The organism is Microbacterium testaceum StLB037 (assembly GCF_000202635.1).
Lineage (GTDB): Bacteria > Actinomycetota > Actinomycetes > Actinomycetales > Microbacteriaceae > Microbacterium > Microbacterium testaceum_F.
In genome coordinates this window covers 1361498-1385618 of the sequence record NC_015125.1, presented here as the reverse complement: position 1 = coordinate 1385618, position 24121 = coordinate 1361498, and the positions used below count along the sequence as shown (strand labels likewise).

General features: G+C 70.7%; 25 protein-coding genes. 14 read left to right on the top strand and 11 right to left on the bottom strand.

Annotated features, from left to right (window positions below):
• Nucleotides 1–24: 24 nt before the first annotated feature.
• The 4 genes from MTES_RS06385 to MTES_RS06370 are packed head-to-tail and all read left to right on the top strand — an operon-like array spanning nucleotide 25 to nucleotide 4746.
• Complete coding sequence (locus tag MTES_RS06385) at nucleotides 25–1041, top strand: ABC transporter permease (protein WP_013584399.1); 1017 nt, start codon at nucleotides 25–27, stop codon at nucleotides 1039–1041.
• Nucleotides 1038–1922: an ABC transporter permease gene (locus MTES_RS06380; protein WP_013584398.1), complete on the top strand. Its 885-nt coding sequence runs from the start codon at nucleotides 1038–1040 to the stop codon at nucleotides 1920–1922. Before MTES_RS06385 ends, MTES_RS06380 begins: the two co-directional genes overlap by 4 nt.
• A complete protein-coding gene (locus tag MTES_RS06375) occupies nucleotides 1919–3559 on the top strand; it encodes a dipeptide ABC transporter ATP-binding protein (RefSeq protein ID WP_013584397.1) in 1641 nt (546 codons plus the stop codon). Before MTES_RS06380 ends, MTES_RS06375 begins: the two co-directional genes overlap by 4 nt.
• On the top strand, nucleotides 3556–4746 hold the full coding sequence (locus MTES_RS06370; protein WP_013584396.1) for a PLP-dependent aminotransferase family protein: 1191 nt from the start codon (nucleotides 3556–3558) through the stop codon (nucleotides 4744–4746). The genes MTES_RS06375 and MTES_RS06370 overlap by 4 nt, the downstream gene beginning before the upstream one ends.
• A 108-nt stretch (nucleotides 4747–4854) precedes the next feature.
• Here MTES_RS06370 and MTES_RS06365 read toward each other — a convergent pair whose 3' ends face one another.
• The 4 genes from MTES_RS06365 to MTES_RS18415 all read right to left on the bottom strand — a co-directional run bounded on the left by MTES_RS06365 (nucleotide 4855) and on the right by MTES_RS18415 (nucleotide 7562).
• The gene (locus MTES_RS06365; RefSeq protein ID WP_013584395.1) at nucleotides 4855–5910 is read right to left on the bottom strand and encodes an LLM class flavin-dependent oxidoreductase; all 1056 of its coding nucleotides are present in this window, start codon (nucleotides 5908–5910) and stop codon (nucleotides 4855–4857) included.
• 35 nt (nucleotides 5911–5945) lie between these two features.
• Nucleotides 5946–6236, bottom strand: a complete 291-nt coding sequence (locus tag MTES_RS06360; RefSeq protein WP_013584394.1) for a hypothetical protein — start codon at nucleotides 6234–6236, stop codon at nucleotides 5946–5948.
• 62 nt (nucleotides 6237–6298) lie between these two features.
• The gene (locus MTES_RS06355; RefSeq protein WP_013584393.1) at nucleotides 6299–6760 is read right to left on the bottom strand and encodes a prevent-host-death protein; all 462 of its coding nucleotides are present in this window, start codon (nucleotides 6758–6760) and stop codon (nucleotides 6299–6301) included.
• Nucleotides 6761–6809: 49 nt separating this feature from the next.
• Complete coding sequence (locus MTES_RS18415; RefSeq protein WP_013584392.1) at nucleotides 6810–7562, bottom strand: hypothetical protein; 753 nt, start codon at nucleotides 7560–7562, stop codon at nucleotides 6810–6812.
• A 235-nt stretch (nucleotides 7563–7797) separates the two neighbouring features.
• Between MTES_RS18415 and MTES_RS06345 the strand changes: the two genes are divergently transcribed.
• Together MTES_RS06345 and MTES_RS06340 are read left to right on the top strand one after the other, a co-directional pair.
• Complete coding sequence (locus tag MTES_RS06345) at nucleotides 7798–8592, top strand: hypothetical protein (RefSeq protein ID WP_013584391.1); 795 nt, start codon at nucleotides 7798–7800, stop codon at nucleotides 8590–8592.
• Nucleotides 8593–8671: 79 nt separating this feature from the next.
• The gene (locus MTES_RS06340; RefSeq protein WP_013584390.1) at nucleotides 8672–9430 is read left to right on the top strand and encodes a L,D-transpeptidase; all 759 of its coding nucleotides are present in this window, start codon (nucleotides 8672–8674) and stop codon (nucleotides 9428–9430) included.
• Between the two features lie 74 nt (nucleotides 9431–9504).
• On the opposite strand, the gene MTES_RS06335 is transcribed toward MTES_RS06340, so the two are convergent.
• Together MTES_RS06335 and MTES_RS06330 are read right to left on the bottom strand one after the other, a co-directional pair.
• Nucleotides 9505–10221, bottom strand: coding sequence for a GNAT family N-acetyltransferase (locus tag MTES_RS06335; protein WP_013584389.1), 717 nt, complete (start codon nucleotides 10219–10221; stop codon nucleotides 9505–9507).
• A gap of 116 nt (nucleotides 10222–10337) precedes the next feature.
• Nucleotides 10338–10883, bottom strand: coding sequence for a hypothetical protein (locus MTES_RS06330; RefSeq protein WP_043361113.1), 546 nt, complete (start codon nucleotides 10881–10883; stop codon nucleotides 10338–10340).
• 122 nt (nucleotides 10884–11005) lie between these two features.
• Between MTES_RS06330 and MTES_RS06325 the strand changes: the two genes are divergently transcribed.
• Nucleotides 11006–11482 carry an SRPBCC family protein gene (locus MTES_RS06325; protein WP_013584387.1) on the top strand — a complete coding sequence of 159 codons (477 nt, stop codon included), beginning with the start codon at nucleotides 11006–11008 and terminating at the stop codon, nucleotides 11480–11482.
• A gap of 35 nt (nucleotides 11483–11517) precedes the next feature.
• On the opposite strand, the gene MTES_RS06320 is transcribed toward MTES_RS06325, so the two are convergent.
• The 4 genes from MTES_RS06320 to MTES_RS06305 form a co-directional block, all read right to left on the bottom strand.
• On the bottom strand, nucleotides 11518–12162 hold the full coding sequence (locus MTES_RS06320) for a LysE family translocator (protein ID WP_013584386.1): 645 nt from the start codon (nucleotides 12160–12162) through the stop codon (nucleotides 11518–11520).
• 25 nt (nucleotides 12163–12187) lie between these two features.
• Nucleotides 12188–14728 carry a bifunctional lysylphosphatidylglycerol flippase/synthetase MprF gene (locus tag MTES_RS06315; RefSeq protein ID WP_013584385.1) on the bottom strand — a complete coding sequence of 847 codons (2541 nt, stop codon included), beginning with the start codon at nucleotides 14726–14728 and terminating at the stop codon, nucleotides 12188–12190.
• A gap of 131 nt (nucleotides 14729–14859) precedes the next feature.
• Complete coding sequence (locus MTES_RS06310) at nucleotides 14860–16068, bottom strand: cation:proton antiporter (RefSeq protein ID WP_013584384.1); 1209 nt, start codon at nucleotides 16066–16068, stop codon at nucleotides 14860–14862.
• Between the two features lie 19 nt (nucleotides 16069–16087).
• Nucleotides 16088–16594, bottom strand: a complete 507-nt coding sequence (locus tag MTES_RS06305; RefSeq protein WP_013584383.1) for a hypothetical protein — start codon at nucleotides 16592–16594, stop codon at nucleotides 16088–16090.
• A gap of 148 nt (nucleotides 16595–16742) precedes the next feature.
• On the opposite strand from MTES_RS06305, the gene MTES_RS06300 reads away from it, so the two are divergent.
• From MTES_RS06300 to MTES_RS06280, 5 genes are all read left to right on the top strand, one after another.
• Nucleotides 16743–17417, top strand: coding sequence for a response regulator (locus MTES_RS06300; RefSeq protein WP_013584382.1), 675 nt, complete (start codon nucleotides 16743–16745; stop codon nucleotides 17415–17417).
• Nucleotides 17417–18529 carry a sensor histidine kinase gene (locus MTES_RS06295; RefSeq protein ID WP_013584381.1) on the top strand — a complete coding sequence of 371 codons (1113 nt, stop codon included), beginning with the start codon at nucleotides 17417–17419 and terminating at the stop codon, nucleotides 18527–18529. The genes MTES_RS06300 and MTES_RS06295 overlap by 1 nt, the downstream gene beginning before the upstream one ends.
• Nucleotides 18530–18615: 86 nt before the next feature.
• Nucleotides 18616–19338, top strand: a complete 723-nt coding sequence (locus MTES_RS06290) for a histidine phosphatase family protein (protein WP_013584380.1) — start codon at nucleotides 18616–18618, stop codon at nucleotides 19336–19338.
• On the top strand, nucleotides 19322–20155 hold the full coding sequence (locus MTES_RS06285; RefSeq protein ID WP_013584379.1) for an ADP-dependent NAD(P)H-hydrate dehydratase: 834 nt from the start codon (nucleotides 19322–19324) through the stop codon (nucleotides 20153–20155). The genes MTES_RS06290 and MTES_RS06285 overlap by 17 nt, the downstream gene beginning before the upstream one ends.
• 50 nt (nucleotides 20156–20205) lie before the next feature.
• Nucleotides 20206–21519, top strand: a complete 1314-nt coding sequence (locus MTES_RS06280) for an APC family permease (protein WP_013584378.1) — start codon at nucleotides 20206–20208, stop codon at nucleotides 21517–21519.
• 20 nt (nucleotides 21520–21539) lie between these two features.
• On the opposite strand, the gene MTES_RS06275 is transcribed toward MTES_RS06280, so the two are convergent.
• Nucleotides 21540–22295 (bottom strand): GAF and ANTAR domain-containing protein, encoded by a 756-nt coding sequence (locus tag MTES_RS06275; protein WP_013584377.1) that lies wholly within the window; start codon nucleotides 22293–22295, stop codon nucleotides 21540–21542.
• A 327-nt stretch (nucleotides 22296–22622) separates the two neighbouring features.
• On the opposite strand from MTES_RS06275, the gene MTES_RS06265 reads away from it, so the two are divergent.
• Nucleotides 22623–23744, top strand: coding sequence for a fatty acid desaturase family protein (locus MTES_RS06265; RefSeq protein WP_080575372.1), 1122 nt, complete (start codon nucleotides 22623–22625; stop codon nucleotides 23742–23744).
• 28 nt (nucleotides 23745–23772) lie between these two features.
• Nucleotides 23773–23940, top strand: coding sequence for a hypothetical protein (locus tag MTES_RS19645; RefSeq protein WP_013584375.1), 168 nt, complete (start codon nucleotides 23773–23775; stop codon nucleotides 23938–23940).
• The last annotated feature ends 181 nt before the right edge of the window (nucleotides 23941–24121 follow it).

Here is a 24121-nt window from a genome sequence, read left to right as displayed (position 1 = left end):
CCTTCGTCAACGAAAGGAGAGAGAATGCTCCGCACCTACGGCCGCTTCGCGCTGCGACGCACCGGCCAGGCGATCGTCGTCGTGCTGCTGGCGTACCTGTTCACGTTCGTCGTGATCAGCATCCTGCCCGGGGACCCCGTCACGAGCACCCTGCGCAATCCCGACAACGGCTTCACCGAAGACGACATCGCCCGCATCGTGGCGTACTACGGGCTGGATCAGCCCTGGTGGGTCCAGCTCGGGTCGTCGCTCGGGAGGTTCCTGGTCGGCGACCTCGGTGTGTCGCTGCGCTCGAACCTGCCCGTGAGCACGCTCGTCCTCGATGCGCTGGGGTCCACGCTCAGCCTCGCGGCGGTGGCGCTCCTCGTCGCCGTCGTGCTGGCCGTCGTGATCGCCTACGGCACGCAGTTCCTGCCGCAGCGGTTCGGCCAGGGTGTACTGCGTTCACTGCCGTCGCTGTTCCTGTCCGTTCCGAACTTCGTGATCGGCCTGTTGCTGATCCACGTCTTCGCCTTCGGTCTCGGACTGTTCAGCATGATCGACACCGAGACGCCGTGGGGGACCTTCTTCGCGGCGGTGGCGCTCGGCATCCCGGTCTCGGCGCAGCTCGCCGAGGTGCTGATCGCCTCTCTCGATCACGAGTCCCGTCAGGAGTACGTCGCTGTCGCACGCTCCCGCGGCCTGCGTCAGGGCGCGCTGTTCGCGCGCCACCTCGTGAAGCCCTCGTCGCTGCCGACGGTGACGGTGCTCGCGCTCATCGTCGGCGAGCTGCTCGGCGGCGCGCTCATCACCGAGGCGATCTTCGGGCGGGTCGGCATCGGCACCCTCGTGGAGCAGGCCGTGGCGAGCCAGGACCTGCCGGTGCTGCAGGCGGTGGTCTCGCTGGCGGCGATCGTGTTCGTGGTCGTGAACCTCCTCGCCGACCTCGCCTACCCGCTGCTGGATCCTCGCGTGTCGATCGGAGCGCGCGGGCGCACGACCACGGCGAATCCCCGCGACGATCCCGCGCCGCTGCTGCGCGAGGAAGTGAGCATCGTATGACCGCCACGCCCCTCGCTGCCGCACGTACGGAGCGCCCCGTCCCGCCGCGCTCCGCGCCGGAGGGACTTCTCGCCCGGGCGCGCGGCATCCGTCTCGCCGTCCCCGTCAGCGTCCTGCTGTCGTTCGTGGTCATCGCCGTGGTGCTGCTCTTCTCGCTCGCGCCGACGCTCTTCACGTCGCAGAACCCGGCGCAGGGCGTGCCGGCCGACAAGCTGCAGCCCCCGAGCGCGGCACACCTGCTCGGCACCGATCACCTGGGGCGCGACCTGTTCGCGCGGATCGTGTTCGGCGCGCAATCGTCGGTCACCAGCGCGCTCGTCGCCGTGGGGATCGGGGTGGTCGTGGGCGGCCTCATCGGCCTGCTCGCGGGCTTCCTCGGATCCTGGACCGACGTCGTGCTGGCACGCTTCGTCGACGTGCTGCTCGCGATCCCGGCGTTCCTGCTCGCGGTCGTGATCGTCAGCTCGCTCGGGTTCCAGACCATCAACGCCGCGATCGCGACGGGCGTCTCGGCCGTGGCGGTGTTCGCCCGCGTCATGCGATCCGAGGTGCTGCGGGTCCGCTCCTCGGTGTTCGTCGAGGCGGCACGTTTCCAGGGCGGATCGACCCTGCACGTGCTGTTCCGGCACGTGCTTCCCAACGCCTCGCGCTCGCTGATCCCGCTCGCGGTGCTCCAGTTCGGGCTGTCGATCCTCGTCATCGCGGGGCTCGCCTTCCTCGGCTACGGCGATCCGCCGCCGGCATCCGATTGGGGACTGCTCATCTCGGCGGGCAAGGACTATCCGCGCGCGCCGTGGCTGGTCGTGTGGCCCGCTCTGGTGACCGTGGCGACCGTGCTCTCGATCAACCGCATCAGCCGCTGGCTCCGGAGGACGTCATGACCCTCACCGTTCCGTTGCTCCCCGACGCTCTGACGGAGACCTCCCTGCTGCGCGTCGAGGGTCTGTCCGTCGCGTACGGCCGCGTCCCCGTGGTGCACGACGTCTCGTTCGCAATCCCCCGCGGCGGCAGCCTCGCGCTCATCGGCGAGTCGGGTTCGGGCAAGTCGACGATCGCGCGGTCGGTGCTGAGGTTGCTGCCGCGCGGCGCGGGGAAGGCGCGGGGTCGCGTCGCGTTCGACGGGCAGGAGCTGCTGGGCCTGTCGGAGGCGCGGTTCCGCCCGTTCCGCGGGCGCCGGATCGGCTTCGTGCCGCAGGACCCGTCGCACGCGCTCAACCCCGTGCGCACCGTCGGTTCGCAGGCGCTCGAGGCGGCCGCGCTGACCGACGCCCCCGACCGCCGCGCGGCCGTCCTCGACGTCTTCGCCCGGGTGGGTCTGCCCGATCCGGTCCGGGTGTACGACTCGTACCCGCACCAGCTCTCGGGCGGCATGCTCCAGCGCGTGCTGATTGGACTTGCGGTGCTGCCGCGCCCCGATCTCCTCGTCGCGGACGAGCCGACGAGCGCCCTCGACGTGACGATCCAGAAGCGCATCCTGGACCTCCTCGACGAGCTGCGCGGAGAGCTCGGCATCGGCCTGCTGCTCATCACGCACGATCTCGCCATCGCGGCCGAACGCACCGACGAGATCGTGGTGCTCAAGGAGGGGCGCATTCAGGAGGCGGGCGCCACCCGAGCGGTGTTCGCCGCTCCGGCCTCCGCGTACACGCGACAGCTGCAGGCCGACGCGCCCGCGCTGAACCCGGATCGGTATCGCCGCGACACCGACGAGCGCGGCGTCGACGCCTGGATCACCGACACCGCCTCGTCCCGCATCGAGGTGCGCGGGGTGTCGAAGTCCTTCGATGGTGCCGCCCGCCCCGCGGTGGCCGACGTCTCCTTCCGCGTCCCCGCGGGCACGACGCACGCCCTCGTGGGGGAGTCGGGCTCCGGCAAGACCACGACGGTGCGGTTGCTCCTGGGGCTCGAGACCCCCGACGCCGGGCAGATCCTCATCGACGGCGCGGAGATCGCCGCGCGCACGGCCGCCGAGCTCCGTGGCATCCGTCGCCACCTCCAACTCGTCTACCAGAACCCGTTCACCTCGCTCGATCCCACGTGGAGCGTGGGGCGGATCGTCCGCGAACCGCTCGACCAGTATCGGATCGGCACCCGCGCCGACCGGTCGGCGAAAGTGACGGAGGCCCTGGATGCCGTCGGCCTGCCGCTCCACCTGGCTCGCCGTCGCCCCGACGCGCTGTCGGGCGGTCAGCGCCAGCGCGTCGCGATCGCCCGCGCTCTGGTGCTCGAACCCGACGTCATCGTGCTCGACGAGCCCACCTCCGCCCTGGACGTCACCGTGCAGGCGGGGGTGTTCGACGTCCTCCGTCGCCTGCAGCGAGAGCGCGGGCTCACCTACCTCTTCGTGTCGCACGACCTCGCCCTCGTCCGCCAGATCGCCGACACCGTATCGGTGCTCCAGGGCGGGCGCGTCGTCGAGGCCGGTCGCGTGGCCGACGTGCTCTCCCACCCGCGGGAGCCGTACACGCGCGCCCTCGTCGACGCGATCCCGTCCCCCGACCTCCGGAGTCCCCGATGACCCTGCTCTCCCCGCCCCGTTCCCGACCCGCGCTCGTCGAGGCGTTCACCGCCCCGAAGGGATTCGGCGACCAGACACTGCGCGATCGCCGCCCCGATGCGATCGAGCTGCTCGGCGGCATCCCGGATCCGTCCGTTCTGCCGACCGCCGAGCTGGCCGAGGCGACCGCGCGCGTGCTCGCGCAGCCCGGTGCGCCGTCGCTGCAGTACTCGCGCACCGAGGGGATCCCGGCGCTGCGCGCGTGGATCGCCGAGCGCGAGGGCGTCCCGGTGGAGCGGGTGCTCATCACGAACGGCGGGTTCCATGGTCTCGCGATCGCGGTGCAGACCGTGCTGGAGCGAGGCGACCTCGTCGCCGTCGACAACCCCGTGTTCCCGCTGTTCCTGCGGGGGCTCGAGCTCGCCGACGCGCGCGTGCTGCCCGTCCGCGTCGGCGCCGAGGGCCTCGATGTGGACGCGCTCGCCGCGGAGCTCCGCGCCGGCGCACGGCCCGCCGCGGTCTACACGGTGCCCGAGTTCCACAACCCGTCGCAGTCGTCGCTGCCCACCGCCCGACGCCGCGAGCTTGTCGCCCTCGCCGAGAAGTACGGCTTCGTCGTGTTCGCCGACGACCCCTACCGCGAGCTCCGCTTCCACGGCGAGTCGGAGTCGCTCGCCCCGTTCCACGACTCCGACCATGTCATCCACGTCAACACCTTCACCAAGACGCTCGGCCCGGGCCTGCGCCTGGGCTGGGTCGTGCTGCCCGAGCGTCTGGTCCCGGATGCCGTGGCCCTCCGCAGTCGCCAGGACTCGCACTCGTCGACTCTCGTGCAGGCCGTGGTCGCCGAGCTGCTGACGAGCGACGCGGGCCTGTTCGACCGGGTGCTCGGCAAGGCGCGGGAACTTTACCGCTCACGGGCGCACACCCTCGCCGACGCGCTCTCGGCATCCGGCTTCTTCGACGTCACCGTGCCCGACGGCGGGCTGTTCCTCTGGCCGCGTCTGATCGACGACTCCCTGGATGCCGACCGCCTCGCCGCCGACGCCAGCGCCGAGGGCGTGGAGTACCAGCGCGGTTCGTTCTTCCCCTCAGGACCGGGGACGGATGCCGACCGGCACCTGCGCCTCGCCTACGGCGACACGTCCGAGGAGTCGCTACGGGAGGCGGCGGCGCGGCTGGCGCGGGCGGTGGCGCGGCAGCGCTGAACGGCGTTCCCCTGCCTCCCGGCCCGTCGAGTGTCCAGAACACCCGGACGCTTCAGAAACGCGCCCGGGTTTCTTGGACAACCAGGCTGCTCGGCTGGCGGTGACGCGTCACGCGGGAGCCCACCCGAGCAGCGGCCCCAATCGACCCGCGATGTCGTCGAGGATCTGCGCGTAGTCGTCGGGGGCGAACGAGAACGGCAGCGCGAACGCGACCTCGTCGACCTCGGGATAGGCCCGCGACGACAGCAGGCGCTCGGCGATCTGCTCGGAGGTGCCGACGAGGTCCTCGGCGAACAACATCCGCTGGGGGCCTTGGGGGATGCCGACGCGCCCGCGCCGCGACTCGGCGTAGGCCTCGTACCGCCGACGCTGGTCGGGCGTGGCCGAGTCGGTGGGGATGACCACGAGTCCCTGCGAGACCCGCGCGCTCTCGCCTTCGGGGTGCGTCTCGCGGTAGAGGCGGATCTGCGCGTGCTGCTCACGGTCGAAGTCGGTCGACGTGGTCGAGCGGATGACGCTGCTGGTGAGCAGATGGAAACCGTTCTCGGCCGCCCAGGTGGTGGATGCCGGGCTCCCGGCGCCGTACCAGAGCCGGTCGGCGAGACCCGCGGCATGCGGCTCGACGCGCTCCGAATACTCCTCGATGCCCTCCGATCCCGCGAACGGACTGGCCTGCTCGCCGGCGAGGAATCGCCGCAGGCGAGAGAGTCGCTCGTAACCGAAGTCCTCGAGTTCGGCGGTGTCCGGGTACAGCGCCGGAGCGATCTCATCGAGGCGTCGCGGCGGCCCCACCGAGAATCCGGGCTCGAGGCGCCCGCCCGACAGCACGTCGACGGTCGCGAGGTCTTCGGCCAACCGGAGTGGGTTCTCCCAACCCAAGGGGATCACCGCGGTCCCGAGGCGGATACGGCTCGTACGCTGGGATGCCGCGGCGAGCACCGCCACGGGGGACGAGATGCCGTACTGCAGGTGCCGGTCGCGCAGCCAGGCGCTGTCGAAACCGAGGCGCTCGCCGCGTTCGATGATCGACAGGGTCGTCTCATGCCCGGCGCGGGGATTCTCGCGGTCGAACAGGCCGATGGTGAGGAAGCCGAGGGAGCGCAGCGGTCGGGTCACATCCGCCACGGTAACCTCGCGGACGAGGCGCTGGTGCGGCGTCGTCATGCGCCGTCACCGTGATCGCCTGATTCCCCCACGCCCTACTTGGTCTCGTTGGGGTGGCTCGCGTGCACCTGCTCGAGCCATACCGTGCGCCCTTCGACGAAGAGCCACACGCGTGCGCCGCCTCTGAGGGTGGGCTTGTGCTGCCACCGCTCGTACGTCGCGCCACCGCGGACGATGACTCCCAGCTCGCCTCTGAGCCGGTAGTTCGTCGGCGTCGTCGTGAGGGGCGTGCGCGTGAGGAAATCCCAGGTGTCGGTCATCGCGTTGCGAACCGTCGCGACCAGGTCCTGCCAGCCGCGCCGCGCCTCTGCCGTCGCGAATCGCACCTCCTACTCCGTCTTCTTCGCCGGTCGCGGAACGACCTCGCCCCTCTTCGATGCCGACATCGTCAGGGACGTTCGACGATGGTGCGTTCGTCATCGAGCCAATCGAGATCGGCGGCACCGAGTCCAGCGGCGATGGCGACAGCGGTCTCCTTCCACGCGGTGAGTTCGGCGAGCGCGAGGTGCGGCTGGTCCGTCGCAAAGGACGCCCGTGCGGCATCCACAAGATCCTGCGCACACTGAGTGCGGTCCGTGGGAGACAGCGCGAGCATCCAGGGGAACGTTTTCGTCATGCGCTCGTCCAACGGCCCGTCGTCGTCCAGGGTGACGGTGATGAGCTGGGCGGCAAACTCCAACAGCTGGGTGCGCGCATTCGCCTCGCGCTCGGACATGAGAACGAGAGTCTGCCCGTCGCGTCGCGTGACGGCGATGGGGTGGTCTTCTGCCTCGGCGAAGACCTCCGCCGAGTGCTTGCTGAGATCCGATGAACGCCGTGTGTGGGAGGGAGAGAAAGCGGCGGCAGTCATTCCCCCATCGTATTCCGATCGTGTTCGGAAGTCGAGAAGTCGGTGTGCCTCAGCGCTGGATGACGAGCTTCGCGTGCGGTGCCGGCGCGTCGGGAGCGACGTCGAAGACGTAGGCGACGCCGTCGCTCATGAAGTTCGCGGCGCTGATCCTGCTGTCCCGGACGTGGACGTACGGGTCTCGCCGTCCGAGCGCGTCGGCGACGTCGGCGGCGCTGTCGACGACGGTGATCCAGTTGTCGATCTGGAACAGGAGCTGTCGCGGACGCGCGGGCTCCGAGGCCGGGCCATTGCCCGTCCAGACGGGCGCGCCACCGGCCTTCGTATAGGTCTCGGCCGCCTCCGCGATCGCGCGGGTGTCCTCGGGGAGGTCCCAGAGCTCGTCCCGGTCGATCCGGTCGGCCTGCTCGGGGGTCAGCCCGTCATCTTCCCGTTTCCACTCTCCGACCCAGACGCGAGGGAGGATGCGTGTCTTCCCCGTGGCCACGTCGTCCGGCACACGGGTTTCGGACGCGAGTTCCGCCACCGGAACGAGGAGGCATCGGTTGGCCACGTCATCCGGGTCCCAGAACTCGCACACGTCGTCGCTCTCGCATTTGAAGACGAGGAGCACGTGCCCGGCCGGGATGCGCCGCAGCCACGGTCCGGCCGACAGCTGCAGCAGCGGGGTCAGGGCCGTGCCGCACTGCCCGCAGACCGGCCAGACCGCCGGGTCGAGGCCGACGGGGATGCCCCCGAACCAACTCGCCCCCGCCGCCGGGTGCTCAGGCTGTCGAACGCTCCACTGCGGTACCCAGATCTCCATCGCCCGACGATAACGCGGCGGTCGGTGTCGAGATGGTGAAGTCGGTTGCCGGCGGCTTCACCCGGCCCACCGCAGACCTCTTCCCGCCTCACGCCTGACGGTCGGCGTGGTCTCCTGTGGGGGCTCAGGTGCCGGGTCCGCGACGCGCGCACTCGTCTCTCCGGGGCACCACCACAGCCGGCGACGACACGCGCACTCACGATGTCGCGCCCCACATCCTGGAAAGGGAACCCGTATGTCGAACTCGACAGTCCCACGTCACTCCGTGGTCGGACGCTCCGCCGCGCTCCTCGCCACGACGGCCTTCGCCGTCTCCGTCGCTCTCGGCGGCGCCGTCTCCGCGCAGGCCTCATCGGCAAGCCTGACCGCGAGCCCGTCGACCGCGACGGCCGGCGGACTCGTCCTCCTGAGTGCCCAGGGGATCACCCCCGGCGACACGCTCACGTTCGATCTCGACGGCGCCGCGCTCACGACCGACCCGCTCACGGGGAGCACCGAGACCGCCGACGCCAACGGCGACTACGACGGCGACGCGTGGCTGCCCGACAGCGTGACGGTGGGCGCGCACACCATCTCGGTCGCGGACTCGAGCGGCTCAGCAGTGGCTTCGACCACCGTCACGATCGTGCCCCGACCGACCGCCACGGTGTCGCCGTCGTCGCTGGCGATCTCCGACTACCTCGCGACCGGCGTCTCGGCGACGTTCTCCGGCTTCACACCCGGCGAAACGGTGGCGTTCGGCGTCTCGGATGCCACGTCGGGAACGCAGCTCCCGACGACCGCCGTGGCGGACGCAGCGGGCCAGGTGACTCTCTCGTACGTCCCCCAGACGGGGAGCGCCTACGCGCAGGTGGGAACGTTCCAGCTGCGGGCGGCCTCGAACGATCTCAGCATCGTTTCGGACCTGGTGAGCTTCGAGGTGATTTCCGACCCTGCCCCCGGTGCCACCCCTCCCGTCGTCGCTCCCGTCGATGCGCCCCTCGCGCCCGCCGCGACGCCCGTCAAGCGCGCGGCCAGCTTCACGGGCTGACCCCGAACGCTCGCCCTGTACCGGGCCGGCACATCCGTTCCGGCCCGGTACGCCGATACCTACGACCCCGGAGAGCCCCGTGATCCGCCGCTCGCTCGCTCACTCGCAGCTCGTCGCATCCGCGCTGCTGGTCGTCCTCCTACTCGCCGGGTGCGTTCCGCAGAGCCCGATCGTGATGACCGCGGCACCGACCGGCTCCCCCTCTCTCGCCACGGCTCCGCCGAGCAGTCCCGCGCCGAGCGCGACCGCCGCCGCGACCTCCGCGACCGCCACCGCGGATCGTCTCGCGGTCTCCGCGGAGCCCGGCGGCGACGCGACGCAGACCCTCGCGAACCCGCAGGAATCGGGGGCGCCGTTGACCCTTCTCGTCGTCGCGCGTCACGATGACTGGCTGGAGGTCGCTCTGCCGCAACGGCCGAACGGCAGCACGGGGTGGGTCCGCGTGCAGGACGTCACCCTCCACGCGCTCGCCTACGGCCTCGAGGTCTCGACGGATCGCAACACGCTGACGCTGACGGAGAACGGTCGATCAGTGAAGACCTACCCGATCGCCACGGGAACGGGAGGGACCCCCACGCCGCACGGCTCCTTCTTCCTGACCGAGCTCATCGAACCGACCAACGCGGGCTACGGGCCCTACGCGTTCGGATTGTCCGCTTTCTCCGACGTGCTCACGAGCTTCGGTGGGGGGCCCGGACAGATCGGTCTCCACGGCACAGACGACGAGTCGACCATCGGGCAGTCCGTCAGCCACGGATGCATTCGCATGTCGAACGCCGACATCACTGAGCTCGCGCGACTCCTGCCGCTGGGAACCCCCATCGCGATCGGTCCGTAGCCTCGGTCGAGGGTCACGTTTCCGTCGGAAACGGATGTCTTCGCCTTCGACGGGGCGTCGGGCGGGCGATCCGGTCAGGCCGGCGTGCGCACCGACGCGAACTTGTTGCGCCGACGCAGCGCGAAACCCAGCTTCTCGTAGGCCGCGATCGCGTTGACGTTCGCCGCGGCGGCATGCAGCAGAGCACGGTCCCCGCGCTGCTGGATGTGGAAGGCGACGTCGAGCACCAGGCGCGAGGCGAGGCCCTGGCGGCGGTGATCGGCATCCACGGCCACCGCGCTGATCTCGGTCCAACCGGTCGGGTGCAGGCGCTCGCCCGCCATGGCGACGAGCCGACCCTCGCGACGGATGCCGATGTACCGGCCGAGCTCGTATGTCCGGGGCCGGAACGGGCCGGGCTGATTGCGGTCGACGATCGCGATCATGTCGGCGGCGTCATCCGCCCCCAGCTCGATCGCCTCGTCGTCGGGACGGGGCCGCAGCGCCTCGGTTTCGACCAGCTGGACGCCCTCGCCGCCGCCGAGATACTCCCACCCGTCGGGGAAGCCCCCCTCGTAGCCCGACAGACCCACGTCGGCGCCGGGGCCGACGAGGTCGCGCAGGGCGTCCCAGACGCCGGGCTCGTCCCACGTGCGGACGGCGACGAACGGCGCGACGTCGGCCGGATACCGGCGGACGAGGTCGCCGCCGATCGCGAACGAGGAGTGCGGGCCCGCGAGCGAGTGCCACGCGGCGTTGTCGAGAACGGTGGCGTCGGCGTGCGGGATGTCGAGGGCGGGAGCGGTGGTCACCGGGACACTCTCCGCCGGTCACAGTCGTCGCGCAAACCCGGGGTCACCGCGCGCAACGATCGGTCGCCGACGTGACGGTGCGTGTCGGTCCGCGCGGCCGGAAGGGACCGATCACCTCATCGCCCGACCCCGCAGGCCGCTTGGGTGGCGAACGCTGCCCAGAGGGCGAGAGCGGTGATCACGAGCGCCCAGGACGACAGGGCGACGAACATTCCGCGCAGGGACTTGTTCGCGAGCAGCGAGACCGCCGCCGAGCCGGCGACGGCGAGCGAGGGCGCGTAGCTGACGAACACGTCGGGTATCGCGTCGGCTACGCGATCGGGGTGACCGGAGAGACCGAACGTCATCGCGGGGATCATGATCATCGTGTACACCGCCAACACGCCGAGTGAGGGGAGTAGCGCCACCCACGGCATCCATCGGCGAGCCTTGGCGGCGATGAGAACCGGCACCACTCCAGCGCCCACGGCGAGGAACACCAGAGCACACGTGAGAGAGATCGTCGCCGGTGGGCTCGGCGGATCGCACGAGGCCGCTTCACGCCACAGCACGAGGCCCAACCACCAGACGAGCGGTGGTGCCGCCAACGCCCAGAGGATCGCGAGCACCGTCAGAAGATGACGGCGAATCCCGCGCGGGTCGAGAGCGACGTCCTGGCTCATGGCTTCCGGCTTACGCCCGACCACCGTGCAATCCGTTGCTTCTCCCGCATGGCCATTCTTCGAGGGTATTGCGCTCACGTCCACGACCCGTGCGGGCCGGTCGGGCCTGTCACGATGGGTCCATGCCCGTCATCGAGTCCCGCTGTGTCGTCCCGGTCGCGCCGGACGTCGCGTTCGCCGTCTCGCAGACCACGGGCGAGACCCGTAAGCGCTGGGACCCGTTCATCCGTCGCCAGTACTTCGTCGACGGGGCGACCGCCCCCGGGAAGGGCGTGCGGACCTACACGGTGCAGCGTTTCGGCTTCCGGATGGAGAGCGAGTACGTCTCCTACAACCCACCCTCGAATGTCGGCATGAAGATGACGAAGGGGTCCTGGTTCTTCGAGCGTCTCGCGGGCGGGTGGAAGTTCACGCCCGTTGCCGACGATCCCGGCAGCACCCTCGCCGTCTGGCGGTACAACTTCGCCTGCCGCCCGAAGTGGCTGGCGCCGCTGGCCGAACGCATCGGCGTGATCGTGTTGCAGCGCGACATGGATCGGCGCATCCAGGGCTTCGCGCGAGGGTGCTCGGACCCGGTCGTGCTGGCGGCGGTGCGCTGACCGGGGGACCCGGACCGGCGGTCGCAGCCGACCCGTCAGCTGCGGTGCAGGGCCGTGAACCCGCCCACCGCCACGAGGCAGCCGCCCCCGATCCGTTGGAAGAGCCTCATGCGCGACGGTGCATTGACGATCGATGTTCGAGCCCAGCTCGCGCCGACCGCCCACGCGGCATCCGATAGCAGCCCGATGACGACGGGGACCGCGGCCAGCAGGACCATCTGAGTCCCCGCCGGGACCGACGACGACGGGTCGACGAAGGTCGGGAGCAGCGCGGCGAAGATGATGTAGACCTTGGGGTTCGTCGCTCCCACGACCACGGCGGCGAGGAAGGATCTGATCCCCGGGCGGTCGCCGGCGGCCCGCGACGGGGCGGCGGCCCGGGGGCGAACCGTGCGTCCTGCCGTGGCGATGGCCGTCACCCCGAGTATCACCAGCACCCCTGCCCCGAGGTAGCGCATGATCTCGACGACGAGTGTGGACTCAGTGACCAGGACGCCCAGCCCGAGGGCGATGAGCAGGCCGGCGATCAACGCTCCGGTGGCGTTCCCGCCCGCACTCAGCAGGGCCGCCCCGCGCCCCCTCGCCAGCGCTTGGCCGACGATGAACATCACGCTCGGGCCGGGCACCAGAATGAGCAGCACCGTCGCGGCGGCCACGCCGAGGAACTGAGTCGGAGACATAGAAGCACGATAGGACCCGGCGGCCTCAGGCCGCAGCGCCCTCCCGAGCTCGGCGCAGCGCTCCACCCAGCTGCGCGGCCTGACGCAGCGTGAGTCCGGGGATGTAGCAGCGGATCAGCGCGATGGCGATGGCGGGGAGCTGGGTGGCATCCGGATACACCATCCACAGGGGCGAGAACTCGGGCTGGAACTTCTTCTTGAAGTTCGCCAGCGATCGGAAGCCGTAGGCCGGCTCGAGCAGCGCGCTCAGGGTGTCGAGTCCGCGATCCAGCGGGCTGCGCTCGTGCTCGGCGACCGTCGAGTGGCGAGCGAGCGGCGAGCCCGACAGGCTCATGACCGTCATCCCGTCCGCGCGGAGCTGCTCGACGGCGCGGCCGATGAGGAACTCCATCACGCCGTTCATCGCCTCGTCGCGGCGGCGCATGACGTCCAGCGCGTACCCGGCCACGGCGCCGTCGCGGTGGATGGGGATCCAGCTCGTGAACGCCACGATGCGGCCGTGCGCATCGCGGGCGAGCAGCAGGCGTACCGACGTGTCGTCGATCTGGTCGGTCGAGCCGAGCGTGAAGCCCATCTCGGGGATGGTCTTGTCGGCGACCCACGCCTCGGAGATGTCGCGGATCTGGCTGCGCTCGAGGAACGACAGCGCGCTCCAGCGGGTCCAGTCCGCGGTGACGCCCTCGCGCTCCGCCCGGTTGGTCGCGGTGCGCACGTCCTGGCGCTTCTTGCCCGCGGGAGTCCAGGTCGTCGGGTCGAGGAAAGCCTCCTCGGCGACCTGCAGGCGCGGCCATCCGAGTGGCTCGAGGCGCGTCCGGTCGGCCTCGTCGACGCTGTAGAACACGGGGGTCCAGCCCTGTCGTTCGCAGAAGTCGGCGAAGTCGCGGCCGACGGTCTCGGCGTCGCGATCCGGGCCGAACGGACCGCCGAGGGTCACGGCGAAGGCTCCGCGCACGCGGTACGCCACGGCGGCCCGGGCGTCGGGCGAGAACCAGTACGAGTTCCCCTCCCACAGGGCCATGTGGCCGAGGGTGTCGCCCGAACCGGCGGAGAGCAGGGCTCGCGCGCGCTCTCGGTCGGGGGTCCCCGCCTCGGCGCGCGAGCCCGCGATGAACCGCACCGTGGCGACCACGACCGCGATCCAGAAGAGCAACGGCGGGAGGTACCACGCGGTCTGCGCCGCGCCCGTCACCGGCACGAACGCCAGGGCCTCCGCGGGCAGCAGCGACGGCGGGAGGAGCCGTAGCGGCAGCGTGGCGACCAGCGTCGACACGTCGGGCCACGGACGGAATCCCCCGGAGAACGCCAGGATGCCGACGAGCGCCAGCGCCGAGGCGATGATCGCCGCGCCGGCGATCGTCGTGACGAAACGCCGCCGGACGGCGCGCGCGGACGGGATCTGGGCCGCCGAACGGAAGCGCAGGAGGATGACGGCCGCGGCCAGGGGCAGGAGCGCGCCGACGACCATGCTGAGCACGGTCTGCCAGGCGTCGACGACGGCGAAGGCGGCGCGCGCGTCGGCGAGTTGCTCGAGGGTGTCGATCTCGCTCACCGTGACGAGCCCCACCATGGCGACGAACGTCAGCACGTTGACGACGACGGCGAGGTGAAGCGCCCCGCGGCGCCCGCGCAGGATCCCCCACGCCGCGATCAGGAGGACCAGCTGCGGCAGGAGCGCGATCCACCCCGCCCACGGCTGGAGTTCGGCGTAGGCATTGACGGGGGAGGGGCACGGCGCGGCATCCGAACCGATCGCGCACACGACGTCGTTCACCGTCGCGAGCGGGTCGTACGACAGCCAGCCGTAGACCGAGAGAAGACCCGCCCCCGACCCCCACAGGGTGGCGATGACCGGGCCGACGGCGATGATCGCGGTCAGCGCGGCCAGCAGCACGCGCTTCTCCCGTAGGGAGCTCCGCAGCACGCCGGGAGCGCTCGACCCGCCCAGGAGGAGACCGGCGCCGACGCCGACCGGCAGGGCGATGAGCGTGTACATGTCGCTCGCCGAGGCGGCGTAGAGGAAGAGGGTGAGCGCGAACACGACGCTGCCGAGGCGGATCCGCCGGCGCCAGAGCGGCGACGCGAAGCAGCTCGCGGCCATCGCGACCGTGAGGAGTCCGGCGAGCGGGGGAGCACCCGACACCGGCATGTCGTTCAGCGGGATCGCGGGGATCACCCGGTCCTCGAAGACCCCCACGGCGAGGCCGATGACACCGACGACGATTCCGCCGCCGAAGAAGGTCGCGAGCAGTCGGCGGGTGCCGAACGCCCCTTCCGCGAACCCGCACACCACGAGGGTCACCGCGAGGACCACCGCCAACGTCGTGGGGCGATCGACGCTCATCAGTGCGAGGAGCATGTCGCGGAGGTCGAACGGCCCCGTTCCCACGCGCGCGATGTCGGTGCGCATGGTCACGAGGCTGACCGCCGCCACGGCCGCCGCGATGGCCAGGGTTCCGAGGCGCCGCCGAAGGAACGCGGCGGACCCGCGGGGGCGGAGCGGGAACGTCGCCCGCGAGACCCGGGGGGTCGCGGGGGCGCGCTCGGGCAAGGTGGACACCTGGGACATCGGTCCTCCGTCCGACGGGGATGCCAGGGGTGTGGCATCCCTTTCCATGCTTCTGGTCGCGGTGCGGGGGCGCATCGGCCGTTCGGACCGGGGTGTCATCCGATCGGATGACATGCCCGACGCCGACCGGGTCAGGGAGTCCGCGCGCGAGCAGGCCACAGGCGCCGGACCAGCAGCGGACCGGCGATGCCGTGCAGGATGACGCTCCCGAGGACGACCATGCAGGTCGCGGCGAGCACGAGGAAGCCCTCTTCGCCGGGCAGCGCGTTGGCGGCGATGAGTCCGAAGACGATGGATGCCGCCCCTCGCGGCCCCATCGCCGCCACGAACAGGCGTTCCTTCGGGGTCGCCTCGGTGCCGACGAGCGAGAGGAGTACGGGCAGGAATCGCCCCACGGTCAGGGCCACGAGAGCGAGCACGATCGCAGGCCACCAGTCGTACGTCTCGCTGAGCAGGACGATCGAGGCGAACCCGAAGGCCAGCCAGAGCAGGAGGTTCAGCAGCCACGAGAGGTCGTCGAGCAGCGCGATCTCGGCGGCCGCGAGCGCATCGGTCCCACGGGTGAGCCGCACCGCCACGCCGGCGACGAACACGGCGACGAAGCCGTTGCCCTGCAGGAGGAGGGCGAGGCCGAAGACGATCAGGGGAGCGGCGATGAAGGCGATGCGCATGCTCTGCGGCTCGGTCCACCCTCGACGGTCCGCAAAGCGGATCGCTCCGCCGATCGCCGTTCCCGCGACGGCGCCGACGACGACGGCGATCAGGCCGGCCGGAGCGGCGACGGCGAAGGCACGGCCGGCATCCGAGGTCGTTCCGGCGGAGGCGAAGGCGACGGCTCCGAGGAGGAACGGCGAGACGAGGCCGTCGTTGTAGCCGCTCTCGATGCTCAGCCACCGACGCACCCGGGCCGGGACCCGTTCGTCGCGCACCAGCGACGTCTCGGGAGAGAAGTCGGCCGGAACCGAGATGCAGGCGATCGCGAGGATCACGGCGATCGACAGTCCGAGGGGGAGGACGAGCCCGACCGCGAGCACGAGGAGCAGCGACAACGGCAGACCGATGCCGAGCAGGCGCGCGGGCACCCCGGTGAAGTGCGAGCGCATCGACCCGCGCACCTCGAGCGCATCGACGAAGAGCAGGTACGCCAGGACGATCTCGGCGAAGAACAGCGTCGCCTTGGACTCGAGGAAGAGCTCGCCCTGGATCGGCAGCAGCGCGCCGCCGAGCAGGCCGAGACCCGTCATGACGATGGGTCCGTTCACCGTGGCTTTGCGGAACACGCGACTCCACAGCGCCCAGACGAGGAGCGCGAGGCCGATGACGAGGAGGGGGACAGACACGGGAGGGGCTCCAGGTGGGTCACCTCGGCGGGAGCGCGAGGTCGATCTCGTCGGTGTCGGGCAGGAAACCCTGCGAGACGGTCAGCCGTACGGTGACGGAGCCGTCCCAGTCATCATCCGCTGCGCCCTCGCGAGGCTCGACGAGGACGTCGACGCCCTGCGCGGCAGCGTAGCGGTCGAGCACGATGCGGTCGCCCGCGCCGACCCACGTGCCCTCGCGGAAGGCGACGAGCCGCGCCCGCGGAGCGTAGTCGCCGACGAGCTCCACCGTCGCGGTGGTGGAGCTCCCCGTGCGGGCGACGGGCGCCGTGCGGAGCTCGACGGCGCCGGGCGGCTCCTCCGCGTCGGTCACGACGGCGTGGGCCGGGGCCTCTCCCACGATCTCGAGGTGCGCCACCCCATGGCCCCGGATGCCGAGCGGCACCGCGACCACGAAGAGGACGGCCGCGACGGCGAGGACGACGCCGCCGACGAGGAGGTTGCGGCGGGCGCGTTCGGGAGTGGGGAGCGGTTCGGCGGTATACATGGAGTCCTCGGGGTTCGGGTGCGGACTCTTCCACTGTCGTTCGCGCCGGGGCCGTTCGTCACCGGCCGACCGGCTACGCTCCCGTCCGTTCGGGTAGTCCGTGGCCGAACGCCCCTCGCGGACCGCGCGCGCTCTCTAATCTGGGCGCATGGCCCCCACCGTCGCCTCCCCGATCCGCGTCGTCGTCATCGACGACGAAGCACTGATCCGCACCGGGTTCTCGTACATCCTCAACGCCGCCGCCGACATCGACGTCGTGGCCACCGCCGACGGGGTGGGGGCGATCGACGTGCTCGAGGCGACCCACCCCGACGTCGTCCTCCTCGACATCCGGATGCCGGGCCGCGACGGCCTGTCCGTCTTGCGCGAGATCCGGGCGCGGGGATGGGACATGACGGTCGCGATCCTGACCACCTTCGACTCCGACGACCACATCGCCGCCGCCCTGGACGGAGGGGCGGCCGGCTTCCTGGTCAAGGACACCGACCCGCGCCAGCTTCCTCAGCTCGTGCGCACGCTGCACGGGGGCGGAGTGGTCTTCTCGCCGACCGTGAGCCGCGCGGTCGTCGCCGGCTATCTCCGCCCCGAGACGGGTGGGGACACTCGTCTCGTCGAGGGCCTCACCGAGCGCGAGAAGGAGATCCTCGTGCACCTCGGGCGCGGGTTGTCCAATGCTCAGATCGGCTCCGAGATGTTCCTCAGCCCCGCGACGGTCAAGGCGCACATCAGCACCATCCTCAGCAAGCTCGGCGTCGAGGGTCGGGTGTCGGCGGCGCTGATCGCCGAGCGCGCGGGCCTGCTGCGCGATGCGGGTGGTGCCTGATGAAGGAATGGGCCGTGAGACATCGGGCGATCCTCGTCGATCTCGGGCTCGTCGCGGTCGCCGCTCTCGACGGGGTCCTCGGTCTCTACACGTCGGGCCTGACCGAGCTGATCCTCACCCTGGTGGGGGCGGCCGGGCTGCTCCTGCGCCGACGTCTTCCGCTGGTGGCCGTCGCGCTCGCGCTCCCGGCGCTCTTCCTCACGGGCGGGCCGATCGCCTCGGTGATCGCCCTCGCAACCGTGGCGACGCGGGTGTCGTCGACCACGGCGCTGGTGGCCGCCTCCGCGGCGACCTTCCTCGGCCTCACGCTCTCATGGGACGAGATCGAGTCGATCAACGATCTCGTGCTCGCGATCGTCTACGCGACGATGACGTCGGGTGGGGCCGTGGCGATCGGGCGTCTTCGCCGGAGCCAGACGCGCCTGGCCGCGAGCCTGACCGAGCTCCAGCGTGCACGGGACGAGGAGACCCGTCTCGCGGCCCGCGAAGCGGTGGCCGAGGAGCGCGCGCACCTCGCCCGGGAGATGCACGACGTGGTGTCGCACCAGGTGAGCCTCATCACGGTGCAGGCCGGCGCGCTGATGGTGCGCGTGGAGGACCCTGAGGTCATCGACACGGCCGACACGATCCGCGTGCTCGCCGCCACGACGCTCACGGAGCTGCGTCAGATGCTCCTCGTGCTCCGCGCGGACGGACCGGAGGCCGCTCCGCTCACCCCGCAGCCGACCCTCGAGCACCTCGGCGAACTGCTCGCCACGGAGGATCTCGAGGTCACCTCGCGCATCGATCTGCCGGCCGGTCTGCCGCAGGCGATCCAGCGCGCCGTCTACCGCGCCGTCCAGGAGGGGCTGACGAACGTGCGCAAGCACGCGCCCGGTGCTCGGGTGGAGGTGACCGCGGAGGTCGAGGCGGGGAAGACCGTCGTCCTCCGTGTCGTCAACTCCGCGCCGACCGAGCCCGTGACGCCGCAGACGGCCACGGCGCGGCTCGGGCATCGCGGCCTGTCCGAACGGGCGCATCTGCTCGGGGGTTCCTTCCGGTCTCGGGCGCACGACGACGGCTCGTACGAGATCGAGATGCGCCTTCCCCTCTCGGGGCACGCGCGCCCCTGAAGCCCCCAGGACCAGTCCCGGGGTCGGTGGCATCCGCTCTGTCAACGCCCGTGCGGACGACGTCGGCGCCGTCATACGGTCGCGACATGACCGTCTCCCGACTCCTGCTCGTCCGGCACGGCGAAAGCGAGGGGAACCTCGCTGCCTCGAGAGCGGAACGCGCGAGCTCTCGGACGATCGACCTCGACATCCGCGACGCCGACGTCGCCCTCTCGCCCACGGGGGAGGAACAGGCGCGGGCGTTGCGCACCTGGTGGGAGGCGGCCGGACCCATCGACGAGTACTGGGTCTCGCCGTACCTGCGGGCGCGGCAGACCCTCGCGCTCGCGGTCGACGACGCGGAGCTGTCGACCCGCACGCGCGTCGACGAGAGGCTGCGCGACCGGGAGCTCGGCATCCTGGATCTGCTGACGTCTCTCGGTGTCCGCGAGTTCCACCCCGAAGAGGCGGCGCGGCGCCGGCACCTCGGCAAGTACTACCACCGGCCACCCGGGGGCGAGTCGTGGGCTGACGTCGCTCTGCGGCTGCGGTCGTTCCTCGGCGAGAACCTCGATCGGCCCGCCGACACCGTGATGATCGTCGCGCACGATGCGGTCGTGATGCTGATCCTCGCCGTGCTCCTGCCGCTCGACGAGACCGAGCTGCTCGCGTTCGCCGCCGAGAACACCGTGCGCAACGCCTCGGTGACCGAGCTCGAGCGCGGCGAGGCCGGCTGGGAGCTGACGACGTTCTCGTCCGTCGGGCACCTCGCCGCCGAGGGTGCCGACATCACCGTTCACTCCGGAGAAGACGATGGCCCCCAGCGCTGACGACGTCACCCTCGCGCTGCTGCGCGACTGGGGGCTCCCCGAGCCCGGCGGCTCGAAGAAGTCGCGCGGCCAGGTGGTCGTGGTGGGCGGGTCCACCCGGTCGCCGGGCGGCGTGCTCCTGTCCGCGGAGGCGTCGCTGCGCGTGGGCGCGGGCCGCGTCGGCATCGCCGTGCCCGCCGACATCGCGCCACCACTGGGACCTGCGATGCCCGAGGCGGGCGTCTACGTCCTCCCGCCGGGCTCCCAGCCCCTCGACGAGCACCTGCGCTCCGCCGTCGAATCCGCTGACGCGGTCCTCCTCGGGCCGGGTTTCGACGATCCGGATGCCACGCGCGCGGCGCTTCTCGCCGTCGCCGACGCGGAGGTCGACAGGCTCGTCCTGGATGCCTTCGCGCTCGGCATCCTGCCCGATGTCGACCGTGGCATCCTTCCCGACGACCTCCTCATCAACGCGAACGAGGAGGAGGCGGCTCTGCTCCTCGGGCGTGACCTGAACGAGGACCGTGTCGCCGACGTCCGAGAGATCGCCGACCGGTTCTCGGCGGTGGTGCACTGCTTCGGAACCGTTGCCGCCCCCGACGGGCGGGCGTGGCGTGCGGAGCCCGGAGGATCGGGCCTCGGCACCGCGGGGAGCGGCGATGTGCTCTCGGGAGCGATCGCCGGCTTCGCCGCCCTCGGCATGGAACCGGAGCGCGCGGCGGTCTGGGGCGGGTGGACGCACGCGCGGGCGGGCGACCGCCTCACCGAGCGCGTCGGCATCGGGTTCCTCGCGCGCGATCTGCTGCCCGAGTTGACGGCCGTCATCCACGAGAGCTGAGCTGTCAACGGTCTTCGGGACGCACTCCTCGGCGACCTACCGTCGGCCGAATGAGCACCGACACCAGCGCGCCCTCCACGCTCCGGCGGGGGATCGGCGGCCCCCTCCTGTTCGCCTTCATCCTCGGCGACGTCCTCGGCGCGGGGATCTACGCGCTCATGGGAGTGCTCTCGGAGCGGGTGGGTGGGATGCTGTGGGCTCCTCTCCTGGCCGCTCTGCTTCTCGCGCTCCTGACCGCCGGCTCCTACGCGGAGCTCGTGACGAAGTACCCGCGTGCCGGGGGTGCCGCGGTGTTCGCGGAACGCGCGTTCAAGAACAAGCTCGTGTCGTTCCTGGTCGGCTTCAGCATGCTGGCCGCGGGGGTCACCAGCGCGGCGGGGCTGTCCATCGCCTTCGCGGGGGAGTACCTGTCGACCTTCGTGGATCTCCCCGTCATCCCGGTGGCCATCGTGTTCCTCGGCATCGTCGCGGCGCTCAACGCCCGTGGCATCCGGGAATCGATGGGGGCGAACCTCGTCATGACCGTGATCGAGGTCAGCGGTCTCGTCATCGTGGTGGTGGTCGTCGGGGTGCTTCTGGGCGGCGGAGGCGGAGACGCCTCGCGCGTCGCGCAGGCCCCGGAGGGCACCGGCGTCGCGACCGCGGTCCTGGCCGGGGCGATCATCGCCTACTACTCGTTCGTCGGGTTCGAGACGTCGGCGAACATGATCGAAGAGGTCAAGGAGCCGTCGAAGGTGTACCCCCGCGCCCTCTTCGCCGCCCTGGGCACGGCGGGTCTCGTCTACGTCCTGGTCGGGTTGGCCAGCAGCATCGCGCTCCCGCCCGAGGAGCTGTCGGCCTCGAGCGGTCCGCTCCTGTCGGTGGTCGAGGCCAGCGGCGTGGCGATCCCGTCCTGGCTCTTCAGCCTCATCGCGCTGGTCGCGGTCGCCAACGGCGCCCTGCTGACGATGATCATGGCGAGCCGCCTGACCTACGGGATGGCCGAGCAGGGACTCCTTCCCCGCGCGCTGTCGCGCGTGCTGCCGCGGCGGCGCACGCCGTGGGTCGCGATCCTCGCCACGACCCTCGTCGCGATGCTGCTGACGCTCGTCGGCGACCTCACCCTGCTGGCCGAGACCGTCGTCCTCCTGCTCCTGTTCGTGTTCCTCAGCGCGAACATCTCGGTGCTCGTCCTGCGTCGCGACCGCGTCGAGCACGCGCACTTCCGCGTGTGGACGTTCGTGCCGATCCTCGGCATCGCCTCGTGCGTGCTGCTGCTCAGCCAGCAGAGCCTCACGGTCTGGATCTTCGGGCTCGTGCTGCTCGCAGTGGGCGTGGTGCTGTACTTCCTCGCGCGGTGGGGGCGGGCGCGCGGGGAGCGCTGACGTTCCTGCCGGCGCGTCGCTCAGGACGCCGGATCGGGTGCGTCCTTGGGGGGAGTTCCGAGCTCTGTCAGAGGGAGTTCGTTTCGAGCGACCGCCTCGGCGACGGCGCTGAGGCGGACTTGATGTGAGCGGGCGTGACGGCGAAGGATCTCGCGGGCGGTTTCCATCTCGACGCCGAAGGCACGGGCCACGTATCCCTTCGCTTGTTCGATCACGACGCGGCTGTCCAACGCACGTTGGAGCTGTTCCGTAGCGAGGTGGGCACTGTCGATCATGCGGTGCTGGAGGATGCTGATGGTGGCGACATCGGCGAGAGCTTGTGCGGCGCGTGCATCGGCACCGTTCAGGGCGCCTTCGGTCTCGCGGAACAGGTTGAGCGAGCCGATGACCTCCTCACGCAGCCGGAGCGGAATCGCGTGTACCCCGGCGTACCCGCGCTCCATCGAGGCCTCCGCGAATAGAGGCCACCCGTGCCGCAGCTCGTCGGCGTCCTCGGAAGTCACGAGCTGACCGGTCGTGATGGCGGTCAGGCAGGGCCCCTCGCCCGCGTCGAGTTGGAGGAGCCCGATGAACCCGCTCCGTTCGCTCGTGGACGCGGCGACTTCCGGCGTCCCGTGGGCGTTGAGCAGGTGGATGGCGCCGGCGGCTGCGTCGAACAGCTCGACCGCCCGGTCCACCAGTGTTTGGAGAACGTCGACGACGTCGAAGTCCGCGATGAGGCTGTCGGTGAGCGTGACGAAAGTCTCGACGAGTCGTGCTTCACGGGTCTCGGTCACAGGGGTCTCCTTCAGTCGGCCGGGGCGTCTTGCGCGAGGTGTCCCTCGGGTCCGTGGCGTTTGCGGATGAGCGGGCGACCGGTTTAGCGTAGTCACTGGTAGCCCCAGACCCCGGCCGCCGGATCGCTTCTCGATTCCGATGACGACCAGGGGTACCCGGATGCATGCCGTTCTTCGCCCGCTCCGCGCGAATACGCGGGCTCGCGCCCTGTCGTGCACGCCCGGCGCGGCGAGGATCCGTCGGAACGCGGGCCGTGTCGCCACACCGATTCGCCGCGCGCTGAGTGCGCCGGCCGACGCTGCTCCGTGCGGCGCACGAAGGAGGAAATGACAACCGTGACAGCGGAGGAAATCGTCGCTGCCGACGTTCGGACCACCGGGGGGACAGGCAAACCGCGGATCGGGGGGACCTCGACGTACACGGCTGTTCTGGCGGAGGTGAAAAGTGCAGGCCTGCTGCAGCGACGCCGAGGGTTTTACTGGGCACTGTTCTCAGCCCTGCTCTCGGCGACGGTCGGATGCGGCGTCGTTTTCGTGCTGCTGGGTGATTCCTGGTGGCAGTTGCTCGTCGCTGCGGCGTTGGGCGTCCTGTTCACCCAGTTCGCGTTCTTGTCGCACGAGGCAGCGCACCGGCAGATCTTCGACTCGCGCGTGTGGAATGACCGTGCGGGCCGCTATCTCGGCACTTTCCTGGTGGGTTTGAGCTACTCGTGGTGGATGAACAAGCACACCCGCCACCACGGCAACCCGAACACTCTCGGTAAGGACCCGGACATCGACCCGGATACCATCGTGTTCATCCCCGAGGATGCTGCGCGCACGACGGGAGTGTGGCGCCGGCTCGTGCGCTTTCAGGGATGGCTGTTCTTCCCGCTGCTGACGCTGGAGGGCGTGAACCTGCACCGACACGCGGTGATGTCGGTCCTGCGCGGTGCGCAGGACCGCCCCGATCCTCGAGGGCGGGCGCTGGAAGGGGTGCTCCTCGTTCTGCGGTTCGGGCTCTACTTCACCGCGATCTTCTCTCTTCTGCCCCTGGGCCTCGCGCTCGCTTTCCTCGGGGTGCAGCTCGCCGTGTTCGGTGTGATGATGGGCGCCTCTTTCGCCCCCAACCACAAAGGAATGCCGACCATCGCTCCCGATGCGAAAGTCGACTTCTTCTCCCGGCAGGTCCTCACCAGCCGCAACATTCGCGGTGGCTGGTGGGTGTCGTTCCTCATGGGTGGCCTCAATTATCAGGTCGAGCACCATCTCTTCCCTTCCATGCCCCGTCCTGCGCTGAAGAAGGCGCGACTGCTCGTGCGCGAGCACTGTCAGAAGCTCGGGGTCCCGTACACCGAGACCTCCCTCTCGCACTCCTATGCCCTCGTCGTGCGCTACCTCAACGACGTCGGGCTCGCCGCTCGCGACCCGTTCGCGTGCCCGCTCGTATCTCAGCTCCGCATCCACTGACGCACCGCCGAAAAGAAGGGGTCCTCACATGAAGACTTTCCTCGTACTCCTCGTCCTCTGGGCCATCCTCGCCATCGTCGGATTCGCCTTCGAGGGCCTCCTCTGGTTGGCCATCGTCGGCATCGTGCTGTTCGTGGGGACGCTCATCTTCGGCCTGATCCGCCGCAATGCGACGAGGAAGGCATCGCGCGGCTGACGCCGATCGAGCGCCGCGTGTCGGCGCGTCTTCGCCGGGCGAGGGGCTTTCAGCCCACCTGAGGGGTGAGAGCAGGGATCCCTCCGTCTCCGGCCGCCGCCGCGGTCTGCTGAGCGAGATGTCCCGAGCTCGCGGACGTGTAGGCCCAGCCGGCTCGTGTGCAACGAAACGCGCCGTATGT

Coding starts and splice junctions, on each gene's coding strand:
- MTES_RS06325 (WP_013584387.1), top strand. CDS start 11,006: ATGCCCGTCATCGAGTCCCGCTGTGTCGTCCCGGTCGCGCCGGACGTC.
- MTES_RS18415 (WP_013584392.1), bottom strand. CDS start 7,562: ATGGAGATCTGGGTACCGCAGTGGAGCGTTCGACAGCCTGAGCACCCG.
- MTES_RS06295 (WP_013584381.1), top strand. CDS start 17,417: ATGAAGGAATGGGCCGTGAGACATCGGGCGATCCTCGTCGATCTCGGG.
- MTES_RS06355 (WP_013584393.1), bottom strand. CDS start 6,760: ATGACTGCCGCCGCTTTCTCTCCCTCCCACACACGGCGTTCATCGGAT.
- MTES_RS06380 (WP_013584398.1), top strand. CDS start 1,038: ATGACCGCCACGCCCCTCGCTGCCGCACGTACGGAGCGCCCCGTCCCG.
- MTES_RS06385 (WP_013584399.1), top strand. CDS start 25: ATGCTCCGCACCTACGGCCGCTTCGCGCTGCGACGCACCGGCCAGGCG.
- MTES_RS06305 (WP_013584383.1), bottom strand. CDS start 16,594: ATGTATACCGCCGAACCGCTCCCCACTCCCGAACGCGCCCGCCGCAAC.
- MTES_RS06375 (WP_013584397.1), top strand. CDS start 1,919: ATGACCCTCACCGTTCCGTTGCTCCCCGACGCTCTGACGGAGACCTCC.
- MTES_RS06285 (WP_013584379.1), top strand. CDS start 19,322: ATGGCCCCCAGCGCTGACGACGTCACCCTCGCGCTGCTGCGCGACTGG.
- MTES_RS06370 (WP_013584396.1), top strand. CDS start 3,556: ATGACCCTGCTCTCCCCGCCCCGTTCCCGACCCGCGCTCGTCGAGGCG.
- MTES_RS06290 (WP_013584380.1), top strand. CDS start 18,616: ATGACCGTCTCCCGACTCCTGCTCGTCCGGCACGGCGAAAGCGAGGGG.
- MTES_RS06365 (WP_013584395.1), bottom strand. CDS start 5,910: ATGACGACGCCGCACCAGCGCCTCGTCCGCGAGGTTACCGTGGCGGAT.
- MTES_RS06280 (WP_013584378.1), top strand. CDS start 20,206: ATGAGCACCGACACCAGCGCGCCCTCCACGCTCCGGCGGGGGATCGGC.
- MTES_RS06345 (WP_013584391.1), top strand. CDS start 7,798: ATGTCGAACTCGACAGTCCCACGTCACTCCGTGGTCGGACGCTCCGCC.
- MTES_RS06330 (WP_043361113.1), bottom strand. CDS start 10,883: ATGAGCCAGGACGTCGCTCTCGACCCGCGCGGGATTCGCCGTCATCTT.
- MTES_RS06265 (WP_080575372.1), top strand. CDS start 22,623: ATGACAACCGTGACAGCGGAGGAAATCGTCGCTGCCGACGTTCGGACC.
- MTES_RS06300 (WP_013584382.1), top strand. CDS start 16,743: ATGGCCCCCACCGTCGCCTCCCCGATCCGCGTCGTCGTCATCGACGAC.
- MTES_RS19645 (WP_013584375.1), top strand. CDS start 23,773: ATGAAGACTTTCCTCGTACTCCTCGTCCTCTGGGCCATCCTCGCCATC.
- MTES_RS06320 (WP_013584386.1), bottom strand. CDS start 12,162: ATGTCTCCGACTCAGTTCCTCGGCGTGGCCGCCGCGACGGTGCTGCTC.
- MTES_RS06315 (WP_013584385.1), bottom strand. CDS start 14,728: ATGTCCCAGGTGTCCACCTTGCCCGAGCGCGCCCCCGCGACCCCCCGG.